The 5,405-nt window shown below is 69.6% G+C and carries 5 protein-coding genes; 3 read left to right on the forward strand and 2 right to left on the reverse strand.

Features of this window, described 5'->3' with window-relative positions; translation table 11 throughout:
* The first annotated feature begins 155 nt into the window (after window positions 1-155).
* Window positions 156-665, forward strand: coding sequence for a hypothetical protein (locus H0I76_RS19195; RefSeq protein WP_200613784.1), 510 nt, complete (start codon window positions 156-158; stop codon window positions 663-665).
* Between the two features lie 132 nt (window positions 666-797).
* Here the strand turns inward: H0I76_RS19195 and H0I76_RS19200 are convergent, their stop codons facing one another.
* Window positions 798-1,088 carry a DUF1330 domain-containing protein gene (locus H0I76_RS19200; RefSeq protein WP_200613787.1) on the reverse strand — a complete coding sequence of 97 codons (291 nt, stop codon included), beginning with the start codon at window positions 1,086-1,088 and terminating at the stop codon, window positions 798-800.
* A gap of 11 nt (window positions 1,089-1,099) precedes the next feature.
* Window positions 1,100-2,230 carry a carboxylate-amine ligase gene (locus H0I76_RS19205; RefSeq protein ID WP_200613789.1) on the reverse strand — a complete coding sequence of 377 codons (1,131 nt, stop codon included), beginning with the start codon at window positions 2,228-2,230 and terminating at the stop codon, window positions 1,100-1,102.
* A gap of 181 nt (window positions 2,231-2,411) precedes the next feature.
* Here H0I76_RS19205 and H0I76_RS19210 point away from each other — a divergent pair, with 181 nt between their 5' ends.
* Entirely contained in the window at window positions 2,412-4,085 is a 1,674-nt protein-coding gene (locus H0I76_RS19210) for a thiamine pyrophosphate-binding protein (RefSeq protein ID WP_200613792.1), read from the forward strand.
* A 1-nt stretch (window position 4,086) separates the two neighbouring features.
* Entirely contained in the window at window positions 4,087-5,253 is a 1,167-nt protein-coding gene (locus H0I76_RS19215) for an NAD(P)/FAD-dependent oxidoreductase (protein ID WP_200613795.1), read from the forward strand.
* The last annotated feature ends 152 nt before the right edge of the window (window positions 5,254-5,405 follow it).

Below are 5,405 nucleotides of genomic sequence, written 5' to 3' on the forward strand. Positions count from 1 at the left end.
GCACCGTCGGCGCAGGCGTCGTCTCCAAAATCATCGAGTGATCCCGCCGCAAGGCTGGTCACTCACGGGCGGCCGTCCTTCGGGGCGGCCGTTTTCCTTTTGCACCTCGGGCGCTAAACTCGCACCGCCGAAGGCGGATGAGAATGGAGCGCGACATGATCCGGGCGGTTGGTTTCGCGGCGGTTGCCGCGGTTGCGGGTTTGCTCGGCGGATGCATGTCCGCGCCGGCGCCCGGAGGCTCGGAGCCGGTCGATGCGCGCTACTCGGCCACCGGGGGTAGCTACAATACGGGCGGGTCGCTGATCGTCATGCTGCGCGCACGCGAGCAGGACGGCCGCGTGGCGATCTGCGGCGCCAAGACGCGCACACGCGAGAGCGCCGTGAGCCTGCCATACGGCTTCAGTGTCGAGGGCGCGGGGGTCGTGCAGTTGGCCGGTGTGAACATCTTCCAGGGTGTCCGCCGCTTTCCCGAGTATCCCCTGGCGAACGACATGACCGGCGTGTCGGCGGTCTGCTTAGTCTCGGAGCGGCAGTGGGAGCCGCGCTTCGACGGCGCGGTGCCGGTCGCGCGCTTTGCCCGAATGCCCTTCGGGCTGGACGACTACGGCCAGGTCGACACGGTGTTCCGCGGCGGTCCGGTGCCCGACGTGATCGCGCGGCCATAACTGTCGGACAGACGGCGCCGGCGTTCGTTCCGGGCCAACGCCAACTGAATGCCGTGCCACCATGGCGCCGGCATGCACGGCGGGGGCCGGCGCCGCTGTAGCCGATGAACGCCAGACAGGATCAGCCGGCGCTCAAAGCCCCTCAACGATCGCGAGCGTTGCCTTCGCGGCCGCCTGGCGGATCATCCGGACCTCGGCGTATGCGGGATCGTCGCGTGCGGCGCGCGCCGCGTCCATGCTGGGGAAGCGGACCACCACCAGTCGGGTGGGATGCCAGAGGTCGGCCTCGAACACCTCGAGCGCGCCGCCGCGGGCCAGGTACTCGCCGCCATGCTTCTCGAGGATCGGCTTCGCCTTGGCCTTGTACTCCTCGTACTGCGCGGGATCGCTGATCTTTGTGTCGACGATCAGATAGGCGGCCATGGATTCCTCCGTTACTGGGGGTTGAATTCGTCAATGAGCGTGTCGACGACGGCGCGCAGCGCCGCCTCGGGGCTCGCGCCGGCCGCGACCGCCGCTGCGTGGGCCGCGCGCTGGCGGTCGGCCGAGGTTCCGCCCGCGACGATCCTGCGGGCGTGCAGCAGCTCGGCATGGCAGCCGAGGACCTCGGCCTCCTCGGACAGAAGGTCGATCAGTTCCTCGACGAGGTCGGCGAACGGCGCCAGGACCGATCGGCCATGGTCCACGAGCTTGCCGGTCGTCCCGTAACGCTGCGCGCGCCATCGGTTCTCGCGGATCAGGGTCGCCGGGTAGATGCGCCAGCGCTGGTTGCGGCTGCGCAGGCGGAACAGGAAGCCCATCAGCGACTGGAAGAGCGCCGCGATGCAGGTCACGTCCTCGATCCGCGAACAGACGTCGGTGACGCGCTGCTCGAGCGTGGGAAACTTGGCCGAGGGGCGAATGTCCCACCAGATCTTGGTCGCATCCTCGATGCAGCCCGCGCTGACGAGCTGATCGACCAGGCGCCGGTACTCGCCGAAGCTGGCCAGCGGGTCGGGCAGTCCGGTGCGGGGCAGCGCGTCGAAGACCGTAAGGCGATAGCTGGCAAGCTGGGTGTCCTCGCCCTCCCAGAAAGGCGAGGAGGCCGACAGCGCCAGCAGATGCGGCAGGAAATACGCCGCCTGGTTCATCAGGTCGATGCGCAGGTCCTCGTCCTCGACGCCGACATGGACATGGCAGCCGCAGATCAGGAGGCGCCGCACCGCAAGGCCGAGGTCGGCCCGCAACTCGTCGTAGCGCGGCTTGCGCGTGTGGGTCTGCTCGCGCCAGCGCGCGAAGGGATGGGTCGAGGCGGCGATGGGCGCATAGCCGAACTCGGCCGCGGCCGCCGCGACCCCGGCGCGCAGTTCGGCCAGTTCGGCCCGCGCCGCGGGCACCGAGCGGTGCACCCCCGTTCCGACCTCGACCTGGCACTGGAGATACTCGCGCGTCGCGCGCGTGCCCAGCAGATCCTCGAGGCGGCGATGGAACTCGGGGCAGGGCTCGCGCACGAGATCGCGCGTCTCGTGGTCGACGACGAGGTATTCCTCCTCTATGCCCAGGGTCAGTGACGGACGCTCGATCATTGCGCCTCCTTGCCAGCACGGACCGACAGGATCGTGCGGGCGGGCGAGCCGGGTCAATTGCGAAGGTGACGCGGGGGCGCAGGTCTCACGGCACAGGTTGACAGCGGCTCGCGCGTCGGATCGAGATGGCCGCGTCGAGCAGCGCGAACCGCGCGCCATACCCCGCCTGAAGGAGATCCGAATGCCTCGCACCGGCGCCCAGCTTCTGGTCGATTGTCTCGCGTCGCAAGGTGCGTCCACAGCCTTCGGCGTGCCGGGCGAGAGCTACCTCGCGGTGCTCGACGCCCTGCGCGACTCGGGCATCCGTTTTGTGCTTTGCCGGCAGGAGGGTGGCGCGGCATTCATGGCCGAGGCCTATGGCAAGATGACCGGGAAGCCGGGGCTGTGCTTCGTGACGCGCGGTCCGGGGGCGACGAACGCCTCGATCGGCGTGCACACGGCGCGCCAGAACTCGAGCCCGATGATCCTGTTCGTCGGTCAGATCGGGCGCGACATGCGCGGTCGCGAGGCGTTCCAGGAGGTCGACTACCGCGCGATGTTCGGGACCGTCGCGAAATGGGCGGTCGAGATTGACGATCCTGCCCGGATCCCCGAGATCGTCGGCCGTGCCTGGCGCGTGGCGCTGTCGGGCCGCCCGGGGCCCGTGGTGATCGCGCTGCCCGAAGACATGCTGGTCGAGATGACCGAGGCCGCGCCCCTCTCGCAGCCGATCGAGCCGGCCGAGCCGGCCTGCGATCCGGCCTGGGCCGCCGAGACGGTGCGGATGCTCGCGGCGGCAAAGCGCCCGCTGGTCCTGCTGGGCGGCGCCGGCTGGGACGCCGCGACCTGCCGGGGGCGCGAGGCGCTGGCCGATTTCCGCACCTGGATTGAGAAGGCGGGCCTGCCGCTGGCCGTCACCTTCCGCTGCGCCGATCTCTTCGACAATGCCTCGCCGTCCTATGTCGGCGACGCGGGCGTGGGCATGCCCGGCCAGGTCAAGCGCATGATCCGCGAGTGCGACACGCTGCTGGCCATCAACATCCGCTTTGGCGAGAACACGACCGACGGCTACACCCTGCTCGATCTGCCCGAGACGGGAAAGACGCTGATCCACGTCCACCCGTCGGGCGACGAGCTGGGCAAGATCTACCAGACCCCGCATGCATGGGTCGCGGGACCCGCGAGCTTCCTGCGCGCTCTGACCGCGCTTCCGCCCCCGACGGGCGACTGGAGCGACTGGCGGGCCGAAGGGCGCGGCGCCTGCGAGCGCGCGCTCACCCCGCCGCCGCAACCGGGCGACCTTGACATGGGCGAGGTCATGAAGGTGGTCCGTGCCCGCATGCCAGCTGACGGCGTCATCACCAATGGCGCGGGCAACTTCGCGATCTGGTCGGGCCGCTTCTTCGTCTACCGGCCGGGCCACCGGCTGCTGGCGCCGCAATCGGGTGCGATGGGCTACGGCATTCCGGCGGCAGTCGCGGCCAAGGTCGTGGCGCCGGATCGGGCAGTGGTGTGCTTCTCGGGCGACGGCGATTTCCAGATGACGATGCAGGAGCTGGGCACCGCCCTGCAGGCGGATGCGCAGCCGGTGGTTCTTGTGGTGAACAACAGCAGTTACGGCACGATCCGCATGCATCAGGAGAGGCACTATCCGGGCCGCGTCTCGGCCACCGACATCGTCAATCCGGACTTTGTCGGGATCGGGCGTGCCTACGGCATGCATGCCGAGAAGGTCACCCGAACGGCCGAGTTCGAGGCCGCGTTCGATCGTGCGCTGGCCTCGCCAAGCGGCGCCTTGCTCGAGCTCGTGATCGACACCGAGAGCCTCACGCCGGGCCAGACCCTGAGCCAGATCCGCGCCGGTGCCGGGCGCTGAGATGGAAACGGCGGACATCGTCGTCATTGGCGGCGCCGTCATCGGTGCCTCGGTCGCCTGGCATCTCAAGGTCGCCCGCCGCTTCCGGGGGCGCGTCGTGGTGGTCGAGCGCGATTCGGCCTATGCGCGCGCGTCGACGGCGCTGGCGGCATCGGGCATCCGGCACCAGTTCTCGAGCGAGACGAATATCAGGATCTCGCAATACGGGACGGAATTCATTCGAGAATTCCGCGGCCCGGATGGCGAGGGGCTGAGTTTTCGCGAGAACGGCTATCTGATCCTCGCGAGTGACGCGGCCGGTGCCGAGGCCTTGACGCGCAATCATCTGCTGCAACGTGCCTGCGGCGCGGATGTCGCGCTGCTTTCCCCCGCCGAAGTCGCAGCGCGGTTTCCGCATCTCAATGTCGAGGATCTCACGCTCGGCTCGCTTGGCCTGTCGGGCGAGGGATGGTTTGACAACATGGCCCTGCTGCGCGGCCTTCGCACGGCGTCGCAGGCGGCGGGCGCGGTGTGGCTGCGCGACGAGGCCGTGGGCTTCGCGATGCGGGATGGGCGCGTGATGGCGGTGAAGCTGGGCTCGGGTGGCGAGATCGGCTGCGACCACGTGGTCAACGCCGCGGGAACGCGAGCGGCGCTGGTCGCGGCGTGGGCGGGCATTCCGCTCGCGGTCGAGCCGCGCAAGCGCACGGTCTTCCATTTCACCTGCCAGACGCCGCCGGCGGGCGCGCTGCCGCTGATGATCGACGCCTCGCGCCTGTGGTGCCGGCCCGAGGGCGAGGGGTTCATCGCGGGCATCGGCCCGGACCCCGACCCGGCGGTGGCGCATGACGATTTCGAGCCGCGCTATGCCGAGTTCGAGGAGGTGGTCTGGCCGCTGCTCGCGAACCGCTCGCCGGCCTTCGACGCCATCCGGCTGACCGGCGTCTGGGCCGGCCATTATTCATGGAACACGCTTGACCAGAACGCGGTGCTGGGCGCGCATGCGTCGTGCCCCAACCTGATCTTCGCGAACGGCTTTTCCGGGCACGGGCTGCAACAGGCGCCCGCCGTGGGCCGCGGGATGGCCGAGCTGATCCTGGATGGCGGCTACCGGACGCTCGACCTCTCGGACCTGTCGGTCATGCGCATGGGGCAGGGGCGCCCGAACACCGAGGCCGGGATCTACTGACCCCGGCCTGATCCGGCTCAGGGCGCGCGGAACGGACTGCATGGGGCCTCCGGCGCGAGGACCGGAAGGCTTACCATGAAGATCGACGGCGCGCCCTGCTGCCCGCCATTGCTGCCCGCGCGGTCTGCTTGAGGTTCAGTACGAGTATTCGC

This window comes from Thermohalobaculum xanthum, assembly GCF_016623495.1.
Lineage (GTDB): Bacteria > Pseudomonadota > Alphaproteobacteria > Rhodobacterales > Rhodobacteraceae > Thermohalobaculum > Thermohalobaculum xanthum.

Coding starts and splice junctions, on each gene's coding strand:
- H0I76_RS19215 (WP_200613795.1), top strand. CDS start 4,087: ATGGAAACGGCGGACATCGTCGTCATTGGCGGCGCCGTCATCGGTGCC.
- H0I76_RS19200 (WP_200613787.1), bottom strand. CDS start 1,088: ATGGCCGCCTATCTGATCGTCGACACAAAGATCAGCGATCCCGCGCAG.
- H0I76_RS19205 (WP_200613789.1), bottom strand. CDS start 2,230: ATGATCGAGCGTCCGTCACTGACCCTGGGCATAGAGGAGGAATACCTC.
- H0I76_RS19195 (WP_200613784.1), top strand. CDS start 156: ATGATCCGGGCGGTTGGTTTCGCGGCGGTTGCCGCGGTTGCGGGTTTG.
- H0I76_RS19210 (WP_200613792.1), top strand. CDS start 2,412: ATGCCTCGCACCGGCGCCCAGCTTCTGGTCGATTGTCTCGCGTCGCAA.